This is a genomic window from Novosphingobium sp. GW821-FHT09E05, from assembly GCF_059416165.1.
Window position 1 is genome coordinate 114,364 of record NZ_JBWKOQ010000004.1, and the last position, 22,492, is coordinate 136,855.

General features: G+C 67.3%; 15 protein-coding genes. 4 read left to right on the forward strand and 11 right to left on the reverse strand.

Annotation, left to right across the window (positions count from 1 at the left end):
• Positions 1–22: 22 nt before the first annotated feature.
• The 10 genes from AC07M9_RS16610 to AC07M9_RS16655 all read right to left on the reverse strand — a co-directional run bounded on the left by AC07M9_RS16610 (position 23) and on the right by AC07M9_RS16655 (position 16,028).
• Positions 23–571 carry a TetR/AcrR family transcriptional regulator gene (locus AC07M9_RS16610; RefSeq protein WP_494885194.1) on the reverse strand — a complete coding sequence of 183 codons (549 nt, stop codon included), beginning with the start codon at positions 569–571 and terminating at the stop codon, positions 23–25.
• 147 nt (positions 572–718) lie between these two features.
• Entirely contained in the window at positions 719–3,142 is a 2,424-nt protein-coding gene (locus AC07M9_RS16615; RefSeq protein WP_494885196.1) for a TonB-dependent receptor, read from the reverse strand.
• Positions 3,143–3,294: 152 nt separating this feature from the next.
• Positions 3,295–5,319, reverse strand: a complete 2,025-nt coding sequence (locus tag AC07M9_RS16620; protein ID WP_494885197.1) for an MGH1-like glycoside hydrolase domain-containing protein — start codon at positions 5,317–5,319, stop codon at positions 3,295–3,297.
• Positions 5,320–5,561: 242 nt separating this feature from the next.
• Positions 5,562–8,165, reverse strand: a complete 2,604-nt coding sequence (locus AC07M9_RS16625; RefSeq protein WP_494885199.1) for a TonB-dependent receptor — start codon at positions 8,163–8,165, stop codon at positions 5,562–5,564.
• Between the two features lie 192 nt (positions 8,166–8,357).
• The gene (locus tag AC07M9_RS16630) at positions 8,358–9,788 is read right to left on the reverse strand and encodes a glycoside hydrolase family 43 protein (protein WP_494885201.1); all 1,431 of its coding nucleotides are present in this window, start codon (positions 9,786–9,788) and stop codon (positions 8,358–8,360) included.
• 109 nt (positions 9,789–9,897) lie between these two features.
• Entirely contained in the window at positions 9,898–10,905 is a 1,008-nt protein-coding gene (locus AC07M9_RS16635) for an arabinan endo-1,5-alpha-L-arabinosidase (RefSeq protein ID WP_494885203.1), read from the reverse strand.
• Positions 10,902–12,467 carry an alpha-N-arabinofuranosidase gene (locus AC07M9_RS16640; protein ID WP_494885205.1) on the reverse strand — a complete coding sequence of 522 codons (1,566 nt, stop codon included), beginning with the start codon at positions 12,465–12,467 and terminating at the stop codon, positions 10,902–10,904. Before AC07M9_RS16640 ends, AC07M9_RS16635 begins: the two co-directional genes overlap by 4 nt.
• Positions 12,468–12,490: 23 nt before the next feature.
• Positions 12,491–13,417 carry a Gfo/Idh/MocA family protein gene (locus AC07M9_RS16645; protein ID WP_494885207.1) on the reverse strand — a complete coding sequence of 309 codons (927 nt, stop codon included), beginning with the start codon at positions 13,415–13,417 and terminating at the stop codon, positions 12,491–12,493.
• Between the two features lie 2 nt (positions 13,418–13,419).
• Positions 13,420–14,424, reverse strand: a complete 1,005-nt coding sequence (gene araD1 / locus AC07M9_RS16650; RefSeq protein WP_494885209.1) for an AraD1 family protein — start codon at positions 14,422–14,424, stop codon at positions 13,420–13,422.
• A gap of 77 nt (positions 14,425–14,501) precedes the next feature.
• Complete coding sequence (locus AC07M9_RS16655; protein ID WP_494885211.1) at positions 14,502–16,028, reverse strand: aldehyde dehydrogenase (NADP(+)); 1,527 nt, start codon at positions 16,026–16,028, stop codon at positions 14,502–14,504.
• A gap of 112 nt (positions 16,029–16,140) precedes the next feature.
• Between AC07M9_RS16655 and AC07M9_RS16660 the strand changes: the two genes are divergently transcribed.
• Positions 16,141–16,899 carry a FadR/GntR family transcriptional regulator gene (locus tag AC07M9_RS16660; RefSeq protein ID WP_494885467.1) on the forward strand — a complete coding sequence of 253 codons (759 nt, stop codon included), beginning with the start codon at positions 16,141–16,143 and terminating at the stop codon, positions 16,897–16,899.
• 105 nt (positions 16,900–17,004) lie between these two features.
• On the opposite strand, the gene AC07M9_RS16665 is transcribed toward AC07M9_RS16660, so the two are convergent.
• A complete protein-coding gene (locus AC07M9_RS16665) occupies positions 17,005–18,321 on the reverse strand; it encodes a sugar MFS transporter (RefSeq protein ID WP_494885213.1) in 1,317 nt (438 codons plus the stop codon).
• Positions 18,322–18,479: 158 nt separating this feature from the next.
• On the opposite strand from AC07M9_RS16665, the gene AC07M9_RS16670 reads away from it, so the two are divergent.
• The 3 genes from AC07M9_RS16670 (at position 18,480) to AC07M9_RS16680 (ending at position 22,422) form a co-directional block, all read left to right on the forward strand.
• On the forward strand, positions 18,480–19,637 hold the full coding sequence (locus AC07M9_RS16670; RefSeq protein ID WP_494885215.1) for an aldose epimerase family protein: 1,158 nt from the start codon (positions 18,480–18,482) through the stop codon (positions 19,635–19,637).
• A 22-nt stretch (positions 19,638–19,659) separates the two neighbouring features.
• A complete protein-coding gene (locus AC07M9_RS16675) occupies positions 19,660–21,456 on the forward strand; it encodes an IlvD/Edd family dehydratase (RefSeq protein WP_494885217.1) in 1,797 nt (598 codons plus the stop codon).
• A 111-nt stretch (positions 21,457–21,567) separates the two neighbouring features.
• Positions 21,568–22,422, forward strand: coding sequence for an SMP-30/gluconolactonase/LRE family protein (locus tag AC07M9_RS16680; RefSeq protein ID WP_494885219.1), 855 nt, complete (start codon positions 21,568–21,570; stop codon positions 22,420–22,422).
• Positions 22,423–22,492 lie beyond the last annotated feature (70 nt).

The window sequence follows — 22,492 nt, forward strand, 5'->3', positions numbered from 1 at the left end:
CGCGCTGGCAAGGGGCTTGAAGTCAGGTTTCGTCGACGATGTCCTGCATCGCCTTCGCCAGCCACTTCACCGAAGCGGGGGCGATGTGCCTGTCGTCGAGCATGCGAACCTGGATCACGAAGCCGCTCATCAGCCCGTAGAGGTTCATCGCGCGGGCCTGCGCGTTGGGGGCGCCGAGCCATTCGGCGAGCGGCTCGATGACCTGCCGCAACAGCACGCGGCTCGCCACCTCGCGCGACTCCGGATCGGCGAGGGCCATGACCATGAGCGAGGTCAGGCGGGCTTCGCCGGCCTCGCAGATCATCCTGGCCATGCGTTCGCCGAAACGGGTCTTGTCGCGGGTGAACAGGCTCTCGTTGACGATGCCGTAGACCAGCGCGTCGTGAAATAGCGCCGCCTTAGTGTCGAAGTAGCGCAGGATCAGCGACGAGGCGACGTCCGCGTCCTGCGCAATGTCGCGGATGCCGGTGCTGGCAAAGCCGGCCTGTGCGAACCGCTCATAGGCGGCGGCGAGTATCCGCGCCCGCGTCTTGACCGGATCGCGCCGCCTGGGTTCCTTCTTCACGTCCATGCCGCCCCTCCCCCGCATGAGCCCGCCCCCTCGCTACAGGGTAATCGTGCCAGCGAGAACCGCCGCCGTGCCGTTTTCCTACATCGCCGCGGCCTGTTACGGTCGCGCATGCTTTTCTCGACTGAACTCCCGATGCGGGAACGGCCCTCACCGTCTCCGCAACAGGCTGTCCTTGATAGTCAGCTGCAGGGTCACGCTGCGCGGCGGGCTGGCGGTGCCCAGTACGTCGCCTTGCCGGGTGACCGAAGTGCCCGTACCGGCAGCCGTCGCGCCGACCACGGAACCGGCGACGACGTAGAGCTTGTTGGTCAGGTTGCGCCCGATCAGCGCCACTTCCCACGGCTTGTCGTCCCCGCCGTTCAGCGTGATCGCGCCGTTGAGCTGCCAGTACGACGACTGGTGGTTCAGCGGGTTGGCCTCGGTCTGCGTGGTGTAGCTGCTGCTATAGGCGGTATCGACGGCCACCGTCCCGCCAAGGCTGGTCGAGAATTCGTGGTCGTAGGCGGCGCCCGCCGTCAGCGAGAATTCGGGCGCGCGGAACAGGCGCTGGCCGGTCTGGTCCTGGTCCTGATAGGGATTGGCCGCCGTGCCGTAAGTCGATGCCGGAAGGCTGGGTGTGCGCGGATTGAGGTTGCACCCCGCCCCGACCGACTGGCCCGCGTAGCACCCGCCGATGAAGTCGGTGTACTTCGAGTGATTGTACGCCGCTGCCGCGTTGAGCGACAGGCCGGGCAAGGCGCCGGGCCGATAGCTCACGCTCGCCTCGACGCCCTCGATCTCCGCCCCGCCCGCGTTCTGGGTGAGCTGGGTGAACGAGGCATTGTCGTAGCGCGACAGCTGCAGGCCGGAATACTTGTAGTAGTACCCCACGAGGTCGAACATCACCTGCCGCCCGCCGAGGTAGCCCTTGATCCCGGCCTCCCCGCCCTTTGCGGTCATCTGCCCGTAGGACAGGTCGACGCGCGGCGGGGTCTGGTTCGCCTGAGAGCGCAGGGTCGTCGGCACCGTGTTGAAGCCGCCCGAGGTGAACCCCTCGCGATAGGCGGCGTAGAGCGTCAGGTTGGTGCTCGGCCGCCAGGTCAACGTGACCTCGGGCGAGAAGTCGGTGTACCTGCGCTTCGGATTCAGCACGTCGATCGGGCTGGCGAACGATGTGCCTTCAAGCGACTTGGTCTCCCAGGAATAGCGCCCGCCCGCCGCCAGTTCGAGGTCCTCTACCAGCTTGTAGCGCGCCTGCCCGAACAGCGACGAGGCTTCGGTATGGACGTCGTAGTAGGTCGAGCCGACGAGGAACGGCGTCGTCACCCCGCCGAAATCGACCGCGAAGGCCTGTCGGATCTTGAAGTGCGCGTCCTGGTAGAACCCGCCGGCGAGGAAGTTCAGCGGTCCGTCGAAATCTGTCGCAAGACGCAGTTCCTGGCTGAAACCGGTGGCGTTGATGTCGTTCGAAGCGCCAAAGTAGGTGGCGTTCGAGAAGGTGAACGGATCGACCGACTTTTCGCGCAATTGGTAATAGCCCGTGACCGACGACAGCGTCAGCGCCTCGCCAAGGTCCTGGTCGATCGAGAGCGAGGTCAGGAACTGGCTCGACTTGGCGAAGGGAACGCCGTCCTGCAGCGTAGGGTCGAGCGCGGTCATGCGGGCGGGCAGGATGACGCTGTAGAACTTGCGGTTCAGCTCGCAGTCTATGGCGCCGGAGAGACGGCTCACGCCGCCCGGGCAGAACACGATCTGCGAGCCGCCGGTCGGCCCGACGCCGTCGCGCGTGCGCTTGCCATAGGCGATCTTGGCCTTGGCCCGCGTCCCGCCGCCTGCGGAATCGTAGGTCAGGGTGCCGCGCACGAAGACGTCCTCGGCGTTGTAGCTGTCCGCCGCCGGGCCGGGTGTCACCCCGGCGATGGGCACGGCGACGTTCTGGAACCAGCCATCCTCCTTGGAGTAGTAGCCGACCACGCGCGCGCCGATGGTCTCGGTCAGCGGCGAGGATACCGTGCCCTCGACATAACGCTGGTCGCCCGCGAACTCGTAGCCGGTGCGCAGCTTGGCCTCGAACACCTTGCCCGGATCCTGCGAGGTCAGCGAAACGATGCCGCCGGGGCTGTTCTTGCCGTAAAACAGCGCCTGCGGGCCCTTCAGCACTTCGACCTGACTAAGGTCGTACTGGCCGAGGCGGATCGCGTTGCCGTAGCTGATCGGCACGCCGTCGATGTTCAGGGTGACGGCGGTCTCGGTCGAGGGGTTGGAGATGCCCGAGCCGATGCCGCGCAGGTTGATCGAGCCGCCGACCTGGTTCTGGGACTCGGCGATGACGAGCTGCGGCACCTGCTGGCTTATCGTGGTGAGCGTTACCGTGGCATAGCGCTCAAGCTGTTCCTTCGACAGCGCCGAAACCGCCACCGGCACGTCGAGCAGGCGCTCGCTGCGCTTGCGCGCGGTGACGATGATGTCGCCGGACGTATCTCCGGCGGCCTGCGGGGCCGCCTGCGCCTGCGCCTGCGCGGCGGGTGTGGCCGCAAGGGTTCCGAACACGGCCAGCGCGGTTCCCGCCGCAAGCCTTTGCGCGTTCCTCATAATCCTCTCCTCCGACGACGTCCCTTTGCTGGACTATCGCGGCGGAGGCTTCCACCTGGATAGACAGTTGTCAACGCAGGCGCTCCCGACGAGGGGCGCCAGCGCGTCGTCATCGTTCCGGCGTTGCCGCGAGGGTCAAGCCCTCGCGAGGTTCAGCGGGCGAAGGCTTTCAGTTCGGCGAGGCGGATCGCGCGGCCGGGAGCGGGGTTCATGGTCACGCGGATGCGTTCGGCCTCGACGGCAGGCCATGCGACCTGGGTGATGCCGTTGGCGAGCGGCACGGTGCCCACCGCCACCTTGCTCCATCGGCCGCCGCGGAACAGTTCGACCACCACGGTGCGCGGCGCGGCGAACGTGCTGTCGTCGGCGAAGAAGGCCAGTTCCGCGCGGCCCAGCGTGACGGTCTTGCCGAAGTCCACCGCGTACCACTGCGGCTTGTCGGAGGCGGCGGAATCCCAACCGTTCGGCAGTTCCGGGTAGAACCACGCGCGGCCGTCGATGCCGTCGTGCAGCTTTTCGGCGTCGGTGCCGGATGAAGCGTCGGGCCTCGGATAGGCGCCGCGCACGAGCTGGACCGCCAGGTTCTCCTCGCGCGCGATCGCGGCGTTGGCCTTGCGCGCGACGGGCACCTCGATGCGCCCAAGCTGCGGCTTGCGGGCGACTTCGCGGCCGTCCACCTCGATGGCGAGGCCCCTGCCCCGGCCGTAATGGGTGCCGTCCGCGTCCCATGTGACCGAGACTGCGTGGCCGTGGTAGGGCACCCGTTCGACGCGGAACCACGCCAGCGCCTGCAGGTCACCGGCGGCGGGCAGCAGTGGATTGACCTCCAGCACGTCGTCGGCGCGCGGGCGGATGCCGACGAGGCCGCTCAGGATCAGGTCGAGGTAGCCGGAGTGGAAGTAGTGATGGCTGCGGTCCAGCCCGACGATGGGCTTGCCGGTCTCGGGGTCGTAGTCCTCCTCGAGGTCCAGCTTGTCACCCTGGAAATGCATCTGGGTGTAGAGGCGCAGCTCGCGCATCCAGTCGCTGCGGGTGACGGGGCCGCGCGCGTCGTAGTGATCGAGCAGGTTGGCCATGCCGGTCAGCACCTGCGTGGTCTGGTAGGGCCACACGGGTCCGTTCCACTGGCACTCGCGCGCGGTGCCGAGGTAGCGGTACTGGCGCATGTAGTATTCGTAGTTCTTCTCGACCGTGCGCATCCCGGCCTTGCCCGCCAGCGAAGCCGGGTCGAGCAGGTGCGTCCACGCCTTTGAATACTTCGCCTCGTCGGGCACGAGGTCGAACATCCACGGCAGGTAGCCGACCAGTTCGCGGTTGCGGATCGGGTCCCAGTACTTGACGTATTCGTTGGTAAGCTGGTGCCGGTCGGTGAAGTGGGCGAGCTTGGGATTCCACAGGTCGGCGAGCACGCGCGTGCGCAGCGCCTCGGCGCGACCGGCGTATTCCTGCGCCATAGCCGTGTCGCCCGCCAGCGTCGCCATGCGCGAGAGGGCGCGGGCGTTGGCGAACATGTAGCTGTTGACCGAAGGCCGGAACGCATCACCGCCCCGGAACCCGTCCTTGCCGCCCGAGGCGTCGATCGAGGACACGGTGTACTCGGTCGCGTCCAGCAGCGGCTCGACGAAGTAGAGGCCCTTGTCGAAGTCGAACTTCTCGTCCCACAGGCGGTAGACGTGGCGCATCGTCTTGAGGTGCGCGAGCACCGCCTCGCGGTCGCCGTCGACGAGGTAGCGGCCCCAGACCGAGTCCGCCATGTGGTCGGTGAAGTGGCGGTCGTTGCCGCCCTCGTACATGAAATTGACGTAGTCGTCGGTGAACCGGCGGTCGTTCAGCCAGCGTCCCTCGGCGATGTGGAAGCCGCTGGCGTCGTTGAGGCTGGCGAAGGGATGGCGCTGCCAGTCGACGTCGTCGGCGAACTCGGTGGTGATGTAGCCCTGCGCGCCCAGGTCGCGCTGGTGCGCGCGGAACAGACCCCAGCGGTAGTAGTAGACCGCGTCTATCTTGGGATCGGAGGATTCGAAGAAGGGAATGCGCCCCTCGTACCACGGCGCGTCATTGCCGAAGCGCGCCTTGGCGATGGCGGGAATGTCGAGGGCCGGTGCGGCGCCGGGCGGAGGGCTCGCGGCCGTTGCGAGAAGCGCCGCGGCGGCGAGGATCATCCCGTTCTTCAAGCGCATCTTCACCCCTTCGAAACGACATCGTCCCCGGCTCGACCGGGGACCGCTGGCGGCACTTCAGGCACAGCCCCACCGAAAGGTGGGGTGGCCCGGCCAGCGGTCCCCGATCGAGCCGGGGACGACGATATAGCACTTCGGGCGACCGTTCCCCGGGTGTTGGGAGAGGAAGGAGCCCCGGAGAAACGGTCGCCCGGTGCGGGCCGCGCCGCGTGAATGGCGTTCACGTCGCGGCCTGCATCCGATCAGAACTTGAAGCGCGCGCCGACTTCGAAGGTACGGTCGTAGGTGCGCGTGTCACGCGGCGTGCTGGAATACACGCCGCTCGCGTTCAGGCCCTTGAAGCGGTCCTGGTACGTGCGGTCGGTGATGTTGGTGGCATCGAAGGTCACCGTGAACGCCGGCGTCAGGTCGTAGCTGGCCGAGAAGTCGAGCTGGCCGGTCGGGTCTGCCACGACCGAGTTCGCCTGGATGCCGCCTGCATTGTAGGTGTCCACGAAGCTCGAACGCCAGTTGTAGGCGAGACGGGCCGAGATGCCGTACTTCTCGTAGATCGCCACGAGGTTGTACGAATACTTCGACACGTTGACGAGACGCTGGCTGCCGCCGTTGATCGGGTCGTCGTTCTTGCCTTCGATGTAGGTGCCGTTGATCTGGGCACCCAGGCCGCTGAGCGCGCCCGGCAGGAAGTCGAAGAACTGCTGGTAGGCCAGTTCGACACCCTTGAGCGTACCCTTCACGCCGCGCGGACGGCTGACCAGCCAGGTCTGGCCCTGGTACTGTTCGGGCGCCGCGTAAGTCTGGATGTAGCCGTCGAACTTGCGGTAGAACGCCGCCGCCGTCAGCGAGGTATTGCTGCTGATGTAGTATTCCAGCGTGGCGTCGTAGGCGTCCGACTTGATCGGGGCGAGGTCGGGGTTGCCGCCGCCGCCGGTGCCGGCATAGCCCTGGTTGCCGGTCGAGCCGCTGGGCACATAAGTGACGAGCGGGTTGAGGTCGGCGAAGTTCGGGCGGGTGATGGTCTTGCCCGCGGCCAGACGCAGCTTCAGGTTGTCGGCCAGGCCGAAGCGGATGTTGATGCTGGGCAGGACGTCGACGTAGTTCTGCTTGCTCTCCACGCCGTTGCCGGAAAGGTTCTGCACCGTGTTGACCACGCGCGCGCCGACCACGCCGTCCACCGGCATCGAGCCGATATCGAAGCGGTAGGCCGCCTGGCCGTAGAAGGCATAAGTCTTCTCGACGTCGGCGAAGGCAAGGTTGGGCTCGTAGGGACGGTCACCGGCGGCCTGGCCGAACCAGCTGCGGACGGTGTCGCTGTTGCTCAGCAGGTAGTCGCCGTTGGCGTCGAGGAACGAGCCGATGCCGGCCTTGCCCTTGACGAGGCCGCTGGGCGACAGGTCCCAGAAGTCGGTCGGCAGGGTGCTGACGAGGACCGGATTGGTGGCGGCCAGCGGGATCGAGGCGGTCGCCTGCGAGTCCACGCGGCGGTTGGTGTAGCGTGCGCCGACCTTGAGCGCCGACAGGAAGCCGTCGTCGAACCGGTGCTCGACGTCAGCGCGCCATGCCCACTGCTTGCTGATCGCGACGCTGTGGTTGTCGAACAGCGTGCGCAGCGTGAAGTTGGCGGGATCGGTGAGATCGACGCCCTGGATGTCGATGTTGGGCGTGCCGCCCACGTCGAACTGGTACACCGCCGTCGGGGCGTTGAACGAGGTGTCGACGATCATGTTGCGGTTGGCGATCTTGCTGCGATTGTACGTCAGCTCGGTCGTCAGCGTGGTGTAGTCGTCGGCGTCGTACTTCAGGCCACCATTGATCTGGTAGGTGGTGGTCTTGTCCTTGTACGCCTGGTTGCTGGTGATCGTGTAGGCGTTCTGCACCGTCACGCCGCTGGCGAGGCCGGGATAGTCGGCGTCGGGCGTCACCGAGGTGACGTTGCCCGCCTTGGGCAGGCCGACGAAGAAGTCGGTGTCGTAGCGGTTCTTGTACTGGGTGTAGATGCCGTCGACGTAGACCTCGAGGTTCGAAGCCGGGCGCCACTGGAACGAGCCGTTGTAGGCCATGCGCTTGCGGTCGCCCTGCGTGTACAGGCCGCCCACGGTGTCGGGCACGCCGACCATGGCGCCGGTCGCGGGGTTGGCGATCGGGTTCGACACGAAGTCGAACGCGGTGTTGTCCTCGAAGCGGCGGCGGTTGTACGAAGCCGCGAGCATCAGGCCGATCTCGCCGATCGGGGTCTCCCAGCGATTGCTGACGAGGCCGCTGCCCAGGTAGCTCCACTTGTCCGACTGGTCGCTGTAGATCGCGCGGCCGCCGCCGGCGATCTCGAGGCCGGTGAAGTCGAACGGACGGCGCAGGCGCACGTCGATGACACCGGCGACGCCGCCCTCGACGAGGTCGGGTGTGCTGGTCTTGTAGACGTCGACGCCGGCGAGCAGTTCGGCCGGGATGTCCTGAAGAGCGACGCCGCGGCCGGTGCCGGTGAAGGCTTCGCGGCCGTTGAGCAGCGTGGCGGTGTTGGGCAGGCCGCGGATCAGCACGGTGCCGGCTTCACCCGCGCCGCGCGTCACCTGGACGCCGGTCACGCGCTGGAGCGCATCGGCCACGGTGTTGTCGGGCAGCTTGCCGATGTCCTGGGCGACGATCGAGTCGACGATCTGGACCGAGTTTTCCTTGATCCGCTGCGCGCTGGCGAGCGAGGCACGGACGCCGGTGACGATGATCTCTTCAGCCGAAGCGTCGTCAGCGGCCGGGGCCTCGGGGGCCGCGGTGTCCTGCGCATGGGCCACGGTGGCCAGGCTCAGCGCGAAAACGGATGCGGTGCAGAATGCGAATGGCTTGAGTGCCATGGTATCAACCCTCCCAAATGGGGCTGGTCGATACCATGCCCCTCCAATTACTCCGGCTAGTTATTAGTCGGACTAATTCGTTGCAAGAGGAAAAACACCGAAGCTGTCAAAAACCTTTCACGGGTGTTGCCGATCCGCCGCAATACCGCCGGAAACCGGGAGGTTTCCGGCGGAAAGCAGGGAGAAACGAGGTCAGCCCGGAAGCCACGCGCTCGCCGGATCGGCAGCGGCCGCGAGTCGCACGTTGTCGGAGGAATGGGCCAGCGCCTTGCCGGAGAACGCCTGCGAGACGAAGCGCACGGCCCCGCCCTTAGCCTCCTCGCGGCGGAAGCGGTCGGCGCCCGGCACGGCGCCGGTCGCGGCGCGGGGCGCAAGGGTGACCGAACCGTCGGCGGCGGCGACGAGGCACTGGTCGCGCTTCATGATCGGCGAGAGCTGCACCGTGCCGTCGTCCGCCGGCCACGAGCGGAACTGCGTCTGCTCGATCGGGCCGGTTCCGACCTTGAGGCGGTCGCCCTCCAGCAGGAGGTTTACGCTGCGCTTCACGGCCGGGGCAAAGCGCTCGGGAAGCGGCCCGTTGCCGACCGGCACGCCGAAGTCGGGGCTGCCGTTGGCGCCGAAGTACAGGCGCTGGACGCGCGTATGGCGGTCCGGGTTGTAGAGCGGGTCGCCCTCGATCGCCTCGTAGTCGCGGCCGTGGTAGACGAGGATGTCGCGGCCCTGCTCGTCCACGGTGAAGCTGTTGTGGCCCGGCCCGTAGACCGAGGTCTCGCGGCAGGTGACGAAGACCGGTTCCTGCGACTTGGTCCAGGCGCGCGGGTCCATGATGTTGGCGGTCTCGTCCACGCTCAACAGGCCGAGGCAGTAGCGGGCGTCGGTGGCGCTGGCGGAGTAGGTCATGAACAGGCGCCCGTTCTTGACGATGAACGCGGAGCCCTCGTTGACCTTGTAGCCGCGCACTTCCCAGTCGAGCGTCGGCACGGTCAGGCGCGCGGGCGCTGCGGCGAGGGTCAGCGCGTCCTTCATCGGCGCGATGTAGACGTTGGAATTGGTGTCGATCCCCGGCTCGCGCTGCGCCCACGAGAAGTAGCGCACGCCGCGGTGGGTGAAGACGGTGGAATCGAGGTTGAAGCTGTCCCACGGCGCCTTGAACTGGCCCAGCACCGACCAGTTGCCGGTCATCGGGTCCGGGCCGTCACAGACCACGGCGAAAGTGCGGATGCGGAAGACGTCCTCGCCGCCGCCGCTCGGGCCCGCCGCGAAATAGACGATCCAGCGCCCGTCGATGAAGTGCAGTTCGGGCGCCCACAGGAAGCCGGACATCGGCCCGCTTGCCTCATGGCGCCAGAGCACGCGCTCCTCGGCGGTGGCGAGGCCGGCGATGGTCTTGGCGCGGCGCAGCGCGAGGCGGTCGTACTCGGGCACCGAGCCCATCAGGTAGTAGAAGCCGTCGTCGTGGAGGAAGATCTGGGTGTCGGCGCGCTGGCGCACCAGCGGGTTGATAGGGCCGGTCGGCTTGGGTGCCGGCGGGGTGCCCAGGGCGGCCGTGCCGGGGTTCGTGCAGGCGAGCGGCAGCAGCGAGGCCGCGGCGGCGAAAGTGCGGCGCGATAGAAGCATCGTCATGTCGTCCTCTCCGGTGGTCGTGTATGTTTAGGTGTCGTTCAGGTGCCGGTTAGGTCTACCTGAAAAAAGAGCGCCCCGGCACGAGGGCCGGGGCGCCGTCAGGTGGGTCTCAGTATTGCGCTACGGGCCAGCCGTCGGCATCCCAGCGGACCGGGGCGATGCGCAGTTTCGGCGCGCCTTTGTCCTGCTTGTCGTAGGCATGGTAGACGACGTAGGTCTGGCCGTCCTTGTCGGTGAAGGCGCCCGCGTGGCCGGGCCCGCGGAAGCGCTGCTGCTCCTGCAGGTCGGCGCGCAGGAAGATGCTGCCGCCCCCCTGCATCATGTCGCTGCCGTCCTTGCCGAGGTAAGGTCCGGTGACCTTCTTCGAGCGGCCGACCACGGTGTAGTACGTGCTGTTAACGCCCTTGCAGCAGTAGTCGTAGGACGCCAGCAGGTAGTACCAGCCCTCGTGCGGGATGATGAACGGCGCCTCGATCGGCGCGGGTCCGCCGGCCGGGGCAGGACGGCGCGCGATCGAGTAGGGCTCGGTCCCCGGCGCGGGCTTGCCGGTCCTGGGATCAAGCGGGAAGAGCTTGATACCGCTCCAGAAACTGCCGAGCGACAGCCACTGGCGGCCCTGCGCATCGACCACGAAGTTGGGGTCGATCGCGTTGAAATCGTCCTCCTTCGTGGACAGGACGACGAGGCCCTGGTCCTTCCACTTCGCCTTCGCGCCCAGCGTCGGACTTGTGGCGAGGCCGATGGCGGAGCGGTTCGAACCGAAGGTCGAGACCGAATAGTAGAGCCGGTATTCGCCGTTCACGTAACTGATGTCAGGCGCCCAGATGCCTTCGGTTCCGGGAACGGCCTCCTTGGCCCAGGCGGGAATCTCGGCGAAGACGGCACCCGCGTCGGTCCAGGTCTTCAGGTCCTTGGAGGTCCTGATCCCGATGTATTTGCCCACGGTGCTGAACACGTAATAGGTGTCACCCTCGCGGATGATGACCGGGTCGTGCACGGTGAGGTCGCCCGTGAGCTGCGAGTTGAGCGTCGGCGGCGCAGTGCCCTGCGCCAAAGCGGGCGCAAGCGCCGCGTTGGAAAATCCCAGCGCGGCAAGGGTTAGGAACAAGGTCTTCATTGCAGTTCGAGCACGACGACCGACTTCGCCGGCAGCGTGACCACGAGGTTTCCGCCCTGCACGCTCGCGCCGGTGAAGGGGACAGGCTTGACCACGTCGGGCGCGTCGAAGGTGTTGTGCGAGTTGATTGCCGAGGCCGTCAGCACCCGTCCGGTCACGCCGGCAGCGGACACGCCGTCCAGCTTGATCGTCACGGTGTTGGGCTGATTGGGATCGAGGTTCGACAGGCCGACATGGACCTTGCCGTCCTTGCCCTTCACCGCCGAGCCGCTCACCGCCGGCATAGTGAACTGGTCCTTGGCGTACCAGGGGGACTTGATCTCGATCGGCAGCACGGTCGCATCCTGCCACGGCTTGTACATCTCGAAGACGTGGTAGGTGGGCGTCAGCACCATCCTGTTGCCGTCCGCGAAGATCATCGCCTGGAGCACGTTCACCATCTGCGCGATGGCGGTCATGCGCACGCGGTCGGCGTGCTTGGCGAAGATGTCGAGGTGGGTGGAGGCCACAAGCGCGTCGCGCAGGGTGTTCTGCTGGCGCAGGAAACCGGGGTGCGTGCCGGGGTCCTGGGCGAACCAGGTGCCCCACTCGTCCACGGCCAGGAAGACCCGCTTGTCGGGGTCGTACTTGTCCATGATCGCGCTGTGCTTGGTGATCAGCTCGTCCATGCGGCGGGCTTCGTTGAGCGTATCGGCCCAGCCATGCTCGTCGAAGTTCACCGGGTCAGCCTTGGGCGGCCAGCCACCTTCGGGCAGCGTGTAGTAATGCAGCGAGACGCCGTCGAGCTGGGGCGCGGCGACACGCATCATGGTCTCGGTCCAGTTGTAGTCGTCGACGTTGGCGCCCGCTGCGACCTTCAGGATCTTGGTGCCGGCGGGCGGCTTGATGAAGGTGGCGTAGCGGCGGGTCTCGTCTGCCGCGAACTCGGGGCGCATGTTGCCGCCGCAGCCCCACAGCTCGTTGCCGACGCCGAAGTACTGGATCTTCCAGGGCTCCTTGTGGCCGTTCCGGGCGCGCTCGTCGGCCAGCGAACCGGCGGGCGAGGTCATGTATTCCACCCACTCGGCCATTTCGCGCGGCGTGCCGTTGCCGACGTTGCCGGCAATGTAGGCTTCCGCGCCGACCTGGCGGATCAGCTCGAAGAACTCGTGCGTGCCGACGGTGTTGGGCTCGGTGACGCCGCCCCAGTGGGTGTTGATCTTCACCGGGCGCTTGTTCTGCGGGCCGATGCCTTCACGCCAGTTGTACTCGTCGGCGAAGCAGCCGCCCGGCCAGCGGATCACCGGCACCGACAGGTCGCGCAGCGCCTTGACGACGTCGTTGCGGAAGCCGTTGGTGTTCGGGATCTTGCTGTTCTTGCCGACCCACAGGCCGCCGTAGATGCCGGTGCCGAGGTGCTCGGCGAACTGGGTGAAGACTTCCTTGTGGTAGACCGGGCCGGGCTTGTCGGCCTCGATCGTGGCGGTGGTCGGCTGGTTGTTGGTATCGGCCTGGGCCGTGCCCGCCAACGCGGTCGCGCCGAGCAGCATGGCCAGAGTAGTGCGGCGAATTGCCTTGATCATGTCCTGTCCCCTCCCTGGGGTTGTCAGTCGTGGAATGCGTCGACGATCTGGCGATTGCCGCGCAGGAATGCGTCGGCGACGAGGCGAAGCGGCGCGATGTCCGCATCGCTGCGCCCGCCCCGTATGAGGTTGGCGAAACGGGCGTAGAGGCCCGGATACTCGAGGTCCTCGTTGTGCTCGGTGCCGCTCGGCAGGGTCAGCACCGCACCGCCGTGCGAGAGCTTGAGCGTGCCCGCGTCGGTCTCGACCACGATGTCCCAAGACTGCGGGCCGGTCTGGCGCCAGTCGAGGTCCATGTGGATTTCGGCTCCGGCGGTGTCGCGGAACTCGATGTCCGCAGCGATCGGGGCAGCGCGGTTGGAGGGTATCTCCAGCGTCGCGGCCTTGATGAAGAACGGACGCGGCAGGATGTGCGTTGCGATCGAAAGGGCGTTGATGCCCGGATCGAAGACACCGAGGCCGCCCGGCTCCCAGATCCACGCCTGGCCCGGATGCCAGACGCGCACGTCCTCGCGCCAGACGATCTTCGCGCTCGTGACCGTGCGTTCGGCCAGCCATGCGCGGGCCGGGCCGACACCGGCCGCGAAGCGCGAGTGCCACGAGGCGAACAGCGTCACGCCCACCTTGTCGGCGCGGCTTTCCAGCGCGGCGACTTCGGCCAGCGTTGCGCCCGGCGGCTTCTCCAGGAACACGTGCATGCCCTTGGCGAGCGCCAGCGCGGCCAGATCGTAGCGCACCTGCGGCGGCGTGCAGAGCGCCACGGCGTCGACCGCCGGGCCGCTCTCGATCAGCTCCTCGAGGGTGTCGAAATGCGGAATGCCTTCCGGACCCTTGTGGTGCGGGCTGACCGTCGCGGCGAGGCTGAACGCCGCGTTGCCGTTGATCGCGGGGATGTGCTGGTCGCGCGCGATCTTGCCGACGCCGACGATGGCGATGCGGATCGGATCCATGCTCAGAGCGACTTCACGTTGGTCGTCGGCTCTTCCGAAGCGGCGGCGCGGGCCAGCGGGTTCGACACGGGCAGCGTGAAGGGCGCGGCGGCGATTTCGAAGACGTCGCCTTCCTCCGTGGTCACGCCGTCGGCGAACGACAGCGTCGCGGTGCCGAAGAAGTGGACGTGCACGTCGCCGGGGCGGCGGAACAGGTCGTACTTGAAGTGGTGGTGCTCCAGGTTGGCGAAGGTGTGCGACATGTTGTCCTCGCCCGAGAGGAAGGGCTTTTCCCAGATCGTCTCGCCATTGCGGACGACCTTGCTGGTGCCCTCGATCTTCTGCGGCGGGGTGCCGAGCAGCAGTTCCGGGCCAAGCGCGGCCTGGCGCAGCTTCGAGTGGGCGAGCCAGAGGTAGTTGTGGCGCTCGGTCACATGGTCCGAGAACTCGTTGGCGAGCGCGAGGCCGAGGCGGTACGCGGTGCCGTCCTCGCCGATCAGGTAGATGCCGGCCAGTTCGGGCTCCTCGCCGCCGTCCTTGGCGAAGGCGGGCATGACGAGCGCTTCGCCGGGGCCGACGAGCAGCTGGCCGTCACCCTTGTAGAACCACTCGGGCTGCTGGCCTTCGGTGCCCGCGGCGGGCTTGCCGCCTTCGAGGCCCTCGAGGAACATGCGCATGGAATCGGTCAGGTTGCCGCCCGAGGACGCGGCCTGGTGCATCTTGTCGCGGCCCTCGGCGGAACCGAGGTGGGTGAGGCCGGTGCCGGTCATCAGCAGGTGCGCCGAATCCTCGTGGTCGATCGGGGCCAGCAGGTTGCCGGCGGCGAATTCGGCGGCGATGTCGATGGCTTCGCCCTGCCCGCAGGCTTTCGCGGCTTCGGCGAGCGTCACGCCCTCGGCGATGGCGCGCAGCGCGAGTTCGCGGGTGCTGGTGACGCCCGGAAGGACATGGGCGGCATCGCCCTCGGCGAGAATGACGGAGCGTGCGCCGTCGGCGCTGCGATGCTGGAGCAGGCGAAGGTAGGTCATGGGGTCTCTCCCGAGGGATTCTTGGCCCTGCCGCGGCGCGCCTTCTGGTGAGGAGCGCCGCGGGGACTGGCTGGTGATCAGTTGAGGGTAAGCGTACCGTCGATCAGGCGCGGGGCGCCGTCACCGAAGGCATCGTCGCGCAGTTCGGGCGGAAGCACGCCCTGCGCGAGGTTCTGGTAGCTGACCGGACGCAGGAAGCGGTCGATTGCCATGCTGCCGACCGACGTGGTGCGCGGGTCGGAGGTCGAGGGGAACGGGCCGCCGTGGACCATTGCGTGGCACACTTCGACGCCGGTCGGCCAACCGTTGGCGAGGATGCGCCCGACCTTGCGCTCCAGCACGGGCAGCAGGCGCGAGGCAGTGCCCTCGTCCGTATCGTCCATGTGCAGGGTGGCGGTCAGCTGGCCTTCCAGGCCCTCGAGCAGGGTCAGCAGCTCGGCTTCGTCCTTGGCGCGCACGACGATCGAGGCTGCACCGAAGACTTCGTTGCCGGCTTCCTTGTCGGCGAGGAACTGCGCCGCCGTGGTCTGGAACAGCGCGGCGCCGCCGGTGGTGCGGCTGCCTTCCTCACCCTTGGCGACCGTCTCGACGCCCGGCAGAGCCGAGAGCGTCTCGACGCCCTTGGCGTAGGCGGCGGCGATGCCGGTGGTCAGCATGGTCTGCGGCTTGGCTTCGGCGACCGCGCCCGAGGCGGCGGCGATGAAGGCGTCAAGCCCCTCACCCTCGATGGCGAGGATCAGGCCGGGGTTGGTGCAGAACTGGCCGGCGCCCATGGTGAGCGAGCCGACGAACGCCGTGCCCAGCGCCGCGCCGCGCGCCTTCAGCGCTTCGGGCAGCAGCACAACGGGGTTGATGCTCGACATTTCGGCATAGACCGGGATCGGCACTTCGCGGGCCTGCGCCAGCTTGACGAGGGCGAGACCGCCGCCGCGCGAGCCGGTGAAGCCGACCGCCATGATGTGCGGGTTCTGGACCAGCGCCGCGCCAAGCTCGTTCGACGGACCGGCGAGGTGCTGGAACATGCCCTCGGGCAGGCCCGAAGCCGCAACCGCCTTGCTGATCGCGGAAGCCACGAGGCCGCCGGTGATCGGGTGCGCGGGGTGGCCCTTGACCACGACCGGGCAGCCGGCCGCGAGCGCGGAGGCGGTGTCACCACCCGCGGTCGAGAAGGCGAGGGGGAAGTTCGAGGCGCCGAACACGGCGACCGGGCCGACCGGGATCATGCGCAGGCGCAGGTCCGGACGCGGCAGCGCACGCTCGGGCAGCGCGGGATCGATGCGCAGCTGCTGCCACTGGCCCTTGCGGACGACGTCCGCGAACAGGCGCAGCTGGCCCATGGTACGGCCCCGCTCGCCTTCGCTGCGCGCACGCGGCAGGCCGCTCTCGGCGGTGTAGGCGTCGAGCAGCGAATCGCCGAGCGCGAGAATCTCGTCCGCGATTCGCTCGAGGAACGCGGCGCGCTCCTCGCGGCTGGTGGCGCGGTAGGTGTCGAACGCGGCGGCGGCGGCGGCGCATGCGGCCTCGACGTCGGCGGCGGTGCTCACGGGAAGGGGTTCGCCGTGGGGTTCGCCGGTGGCAGCGACGATGGAGCGGAATTCGGTCATCTGGGCTCTCCTGATTTACTCCGACATATTGTCGTCGAGCCGGAAACGCAATGTTTGTCGTTCCTTCTCGTGGAAAGGACTGTTAGTTTCGGTTTTGGAGGAACTCGTGACAGTGTCAGAAGCCGATTATACCAATACCGACGCGAGCGCGAGGCAGGGCGAGGAATCGCGGGGACCGGGGCGGAGGCTCCACGGCGCGATCGCCCACAAGCTGGGTACGGCCATCTTGTCGGGCAAATATGCCCCCGGAGACATTTTGTCCGGCGAAGTTGCTTTCGCCGAGGAACTGCAGGTCTCGCGCAGCGCCTACCGCGAGGCGATCCAGGTGCTGTCCGCCAAGGGGCTCGTGGCAAGCCGCCCCAAGGCCGGCACCCGCGTCCTCCCGCGCGACCGCTGGAACCTGCTCGACCCCGAAGTGCTCGGCTGGGCCTTCACCGGGGAGCCGGACATCGAATTCGTGCGCAGCCTCTTCGAACTGCGCGCCATCGTCGAGCCCGCCGCCGCCCGTCTCGCCGCCCAGCGCCGCGACAAGGTGGACCTCAAGGCGATGAAGGACGCGCTCACCGCCATGCGCCGCCACACCCTCACCACCGAGGCCGGGCGCGCGGCGGACCGCGATTTCCACAAGGCGATCCTGCAGGCGACCCGCAACGACGCCCTGCTCGTCCTCAGCGCCTCGATCGGCGCGGCGGTGAACTGGACCACCCAGTTCAAGCAGCGCGCCCGCGCCCTGCCCCGCAATCCGATCCCCGACCACGTGCGGGTGTATGACGCGATCGCAAACGGAGACGCCGCGGGCGCGGCCGAGGCGATGAACGTTCTTGTGGACCTGGCGCTCGAGGATACCCGCAGCTCGATGGAAGAGAAGTAAGGGCGAAGACCTGGGCCATCGCACCAGGTTTTCCCTTTCCTGACCTCTGAAACGAAAAACCCCGGCGATCTCTCGCCGGGGTTTTTCGCTTGTTCAGTCCCGCCCCTACTCGGCCGCGGCAGGCACCTGATCCGGCACCGCGTTGGTCACCTTGCTCCCCCACAGCGCGTAGAACAGCACGTAGAGTTCGCATGCCGCGGTCAGCAGGAACGAGGTCTGGAGGCCGTAGTTGTCGGCGATCCAGCCTTGCACGATCACCAGCGAACCGCCGGCGATGGCCATCACCAGCAGGCCCGAGCCTTCCTCGGTCAGCGGGCCGAGCCCCTTGATGCCGAGGGTGAAGATGGTCGGGAACATGATCGAGTGGAACAGGCCGACAAGGATCAGCGACCACATCGCGACGGGGCCGGTGGTGAACACTGTAACCATCATCACCACGAAGGCGCCGACCGAGAACACCGCGAGGACCTTGCCCGCATCGAAGCGCTGCATGATCGCGGAGCCGGCGAAGCGGCCCAGCATCATGCCGCCCCACAGGAAGGTCAGGTACTTGCCCGCCTGCTCGTGGGTGAGGTTGGCGATCTGCGGCTGGCTGACAAAGTTGACGAAGAGGTTGGCGACGCCGATTTCCGCGATCAGGTAGATGAAGATCGCAGGGATGCCGAACACGAGGTTGCGGTGGTTCCAGAGCGACAGCCCCTTGCGCTGCTCCTTGGCGACGCGCGAGCCGGCCGAGCCCATCGCGGGCAGCGGGAACTTGGCGATGATGACTGCAAGGATCACCAGCACCGCGGCAACGAGCGCATAGGGCAGCAGCACGGACTGTGCGTCCGCGAGGCGCTCGGCGTCGGTGAGGACGGTGCCCACCGCCGAAGTACCGCTCTTGGAGCGGCCGAGGATCAGGTAGGCGCCGAACAGCGGCGCGAGCATGGTGCCCGCCGAGTTCAGGGCCTGTACGAGATTGAGCCGCGAGGACGCGGTCTCGGGGTTGCCGACGACGGCTACGTAGGGGTTCGCGGCAACCTGCAGCAGCGTGATGCCGCTGGCGATGACGAACAGCATGACCAGCGTGACGCCGTAGGACGGGATGCTCGCGGCCAGCATCATGCCCAGCGCGCCGGCGGCCATGATGAGCAGGCCGGTGACCAGCGACTTCTGGTAGCCGATCCGCTCGATCAGCTTGGCCGAGGGAATCGAGGCCACGAAATAGGCGATGAACCACACGGATTCGATCAGCGTCGTCTGGGTGTAGCTGAGGTCGAACACGCTGCGCAGGTGCGGCAGCAGCGTGTTGTTGATGACGGTTATGAACCCCCACATGAAGAACAGGCTGGCGAGCAGCGTGAGCGCGGGACCGTAGCGGACGCCGGGCGTCTGCGCGTGAACCACGGGGGCGTCTCCGGACGAGACCACTGGGGGCATGACATTCCTCTCAAAAACTCAAAGCCGTCGACCAGTGGCAAACCGGCTTGCGCTCGTTCTATTTGTCGGACTATATGCGCGACAAGACGTCGTCAATGGTCGGCGTCATCACGCTGCTAACAGAAATCGATACTTGGACAACAGGTAGGAGTCAGGGAATGAGGAACGTGGGCAAGGGCTTGATGATGGCAGCGGCGGTATCCGCGCTCGCCTGCACTCTCTCGGCCGGACCGGCACTCGCCGCCGATGCCACGCAGGCTTCCGCCGGCAAGCTCTCCGACGGCACCGACGTACGGGCGGTGACGCTGACGGCCGCCAATGGCGTCTCGGCGACGATTCTCACCTATGGCGCGACGCTCTGGAAGCTGATGGTCCCGGACCGCGACGGCAAGGTCGCCGACGTCCTGCTCGCCTACGGCGACGTCGCCGGCTTCGAGAAGAAGCCGAACTACTGGGGCGCCACTATCGGCCGCTACGGCAACCGCATCGCCGGCGGCAAGTTCACGCTCGACGGCAAGACCTACCAGCTTCCCCAGAACGACCACGGCCAGTCGCTGCACGGCGGCGGCAAGGGCTTCGACGTCCAGAACTGGAAGGTCGAGTCGGTCAAGTCGGGCAAGGTCGCCACGGCGGTCTTCTCGCTCGTCAGCCCCGACGGCGATTCGGGCTACCCCGGCACGGTGAAGACCAAGGTCACCTATTCGCTCGACGAAAGCGGCAACCTGCAGATCGTCTTCGACGCGACGACCGACAAGCCGACCGTGCTCAACATGACCAACCACGCCATCTTCAACATGGCCGGCGAAGGTTCCGAGCGGGACGCGACGACGAACGTCCTCACCATCCCGGCAAGCCGCTACACCCCGGTGGACGACAAGCTGATCCCGACCGGCGAACTGCGCCCCGTCGCCGGTGGCCCGTTCGACTTCACCAAGGGCAAGGCTGTCGCCGTGGGCCTGCGCGACGGCAAGGACCAGCAGATCGTATTCGGTCGCGGCTTCGACCACAACTACGCGCTCGACAAGGGCCAGACCAAGACCCCCGAACTGTCCGCCCGCCTGGAGGACCCCATCTCGGGTCGCGTCCTCGAAGTGCTGAGCACCGAGCCCGGCGTGCAGTTCTACTCCGGCAATTTCCTCGACGGCACGCTCGTCGGCAAGGAAGGCCACCTCTACCGCATGGGCGACGGCATCGCGCTGGAACCGCAGAAGTTCCCCGATGGCCCGAACCATGCCGACTTCCCGTCCACCCGCGTCGATCCCGGCAAGCCCTACCGGCATGTCATGATCTACCGCGTGACCACCTCTCCGCGCTGACCGACACGAAACGAACCGATCCATGACCGAAAACACCGCCCCCAAGCTGCGCTCGCGCGCCTGGTTCGACAATCCCGACAACATCGACATGACCTCGCTCTACCTCGAGCGATACCTGAACTTCGGCCTCAGCCTCGAGGAACTGCGTTCGGGCAAGCCGATCATCGGTATCGCCCAGACCGGCAGCGACCTCTCGCCCTGCAACCGCCACCACCTCGTGCTGGCCGAGCGCATCCGCGAAGGCATCCGTGAGCAGGGCGGCATCGCGCTGGAATTCCCGGTCCACCCGATCCAGGAAACCGGCAAGCGTCCGACCGCCGGGCTCGACCGCAACCTCGCCTATCTGGCGCTGGTCGAGGCGATCTACGGCTACCCGCTCGACGGCGTTGTGCTGACCACCGGCTGCGACAAGACCACCCCGGCACTGCTGATGGCGGCGGCGACCGTGAATATCCCGGCGATCGCGCTGTCGGTCGGCCCGATGCTCAACGGCTGGCACAAGGGCGAGCGCACCGGCTCTGGCACGATCGTGTGGAAGGGCCGCCAGATGATGGCGGCGGGCGAACTCGACGCGGACGGCTTCATCAAGCTCGTCGCCTCCTCCGCCCCCTCGACCGGCTACTGCAACACTATGGGCACGGCGACGACGATGAACTCGCTCGCCGAAGCGCTGGGCATGATGCTCCCGGCCTCCGCCGCGATCCCCGCGCCCTACCGCGACCGCCAGGAATGCGCATGGCGCACCGGCAAGCGCATCGTCGACATGGTGCACGAGGACCTCAAGCCCTCCGACATCCTGACGCTCGACGCGTTCCACAACGCGATCGTCGTCAACGCCGCGATCGGCGGCTCGACCAACGCGCCGATCCATCTCGCCGCGATCGCACGCCACATCGGTGTCGACCTGCCGCTCAAGGACTGGGAGCGCCTCGGCCACAAGATCCCGCTGCTGGTGAACCTCCAGCCCGCCGGTGAATACCTTGGCGAGGACTACTACCGTGCAGGCGGCGTGCCCGCCGTGGTCGCGCAGCTGATCGGCCAGGGCCTGATCAACGAAGGCGCGATGACGGTCAACGGCAAGACCATCGGCGACAACTGCCGCGATGCGACCATCGAGGACGACAAGGTCATCAAGACCTTCGACACGCCCCTGGTCGAAGAAGCCGGCTTCCTGGTCCTGTCGGGCAACCTGTTCGACGCGGCGATCATGAAGACCAGCGTGATCTCGGACGAGTTCCGTGCACGCTACCTGTCGAACCCCGACGATCCAGAAGCCTTCGAAGGTCCTGCCGTGGTGTTCGACGGTCCCGAGGACTACCACCACCGCATCGACGACCCCTCGGTCGGCATCACGCCCGAGACGCTGATGTTCATGCGTGGCGCCGGCCCGATCGGCTACCCGGGCGCGGCGGAAGTCGTGAACATGCGTCCGCCTTCGTACCTCATCACCGAGGGCGTGAGCGCCCTGCCCTGCATCGGCGACGGACGCCAGTCGGGCACCTCTGGCAGCCCTTCGATCCTCAACGCCTCGCCCGAGGCGGCGGCGATGGGCGGTCTGGCGCTGCTGAAGACCGGCGACCGGGTGCGCATGGACCTCAAGAAAGGCACCGTGGACGTGCTTATCTCCGACGAGGAGCTGGCCCAGCGCCGCGCCGACCTCGAAGCCAAGGGCGGTTATCCCTACCCGGCCTCGCAGACGCCGTGGCAGGAAATCCAGCGCGCGCTCGTCGGCCAGATGGACACCGGCGCGATCCTGGAAGGCTCGGAGAAGTACCAGCGCATCGCCCAGACCATGGGCCTGCCGCGCGACAACCACTAAGACATAGGGGCCGGCGTTCTGAACCGCGCCGGCCCGCTCCCCACCCGGTCTTTGATCCTGTCCGACCGGGGACCGGGTGGGGGCTCCAACCCATACCGAGGGAGAGAACGGATGCCGCTCTGGCGCAAGATCGAGCGCGACGTGCGCGATACCCTGGGCGAAGGCGCGCTATGGTCCGCCCGCGACGGGGCATTCTACTGGGTCGACATCCTCGGCCCGGCGCTCAACCGCCTCAGCCTCGCCGACAATTTCATCACGCGCTGGGACATGCCTGCGCCCCTCGGCTGGGTGGCCGAGCGCGCTTCGGGCGGCCTCATCGGCGGCTTCCGCGACGGCGTTGCGGCGATCACGCTGGACCCGCTGACGGTAGGCGAGCGCTCCGATCCCGAGCCCCATCTCCCTGGCAACCGCATGAACGACGGCAAGGCCGACCGCCACGGCGCGATCTGGTGCGGCACCATGGACATGGCCGAGGAGGAAGTCACCGGCTCGCTCTACCGCCTTTCTCCCGGCGGCGAATGGCAGGTGATCGACACGGACTATACGGTGCCCAACGGCCCGGCATTCTCGCCCTGCGGGAACTGGATGTACCACGCCGATTCCGGCCGCCGTGTAATCTACCGTTTCTCGCTGACCGAGGGCGGCGTGGGCGAGCGAGAGGAATTCGCCCGCTTCTCCGAGGAGGACGGCTATCCGGACGGCATGACTACCGACGCCGAGGGCTACCTCTGGTCCGCGCACTGGGACGGAGGGCGCATTACGCGCTTCGCCCCGAACGGCACGCGCGACCGCTCGATCGAGCTGCCGGCGAAGCGCATCACCAACATCGCATTCGCGGGAGAGGGGCTCGACCGCATGTTTGTGACCTCGGCCTCGACGGGACTGCCAGAGTCGGAGTTCGACGGGGCCTTGTTCGAGGTCGATGCGGGCGTGACGGGAAACGCGGCCGGAACGTACCTAGGTTAGCCCAAAACACCGCGTCGTCCCCGCATGCGCGGGGGCGACGGAGATCTGGATTCAGTTCGGAGACTGCAGC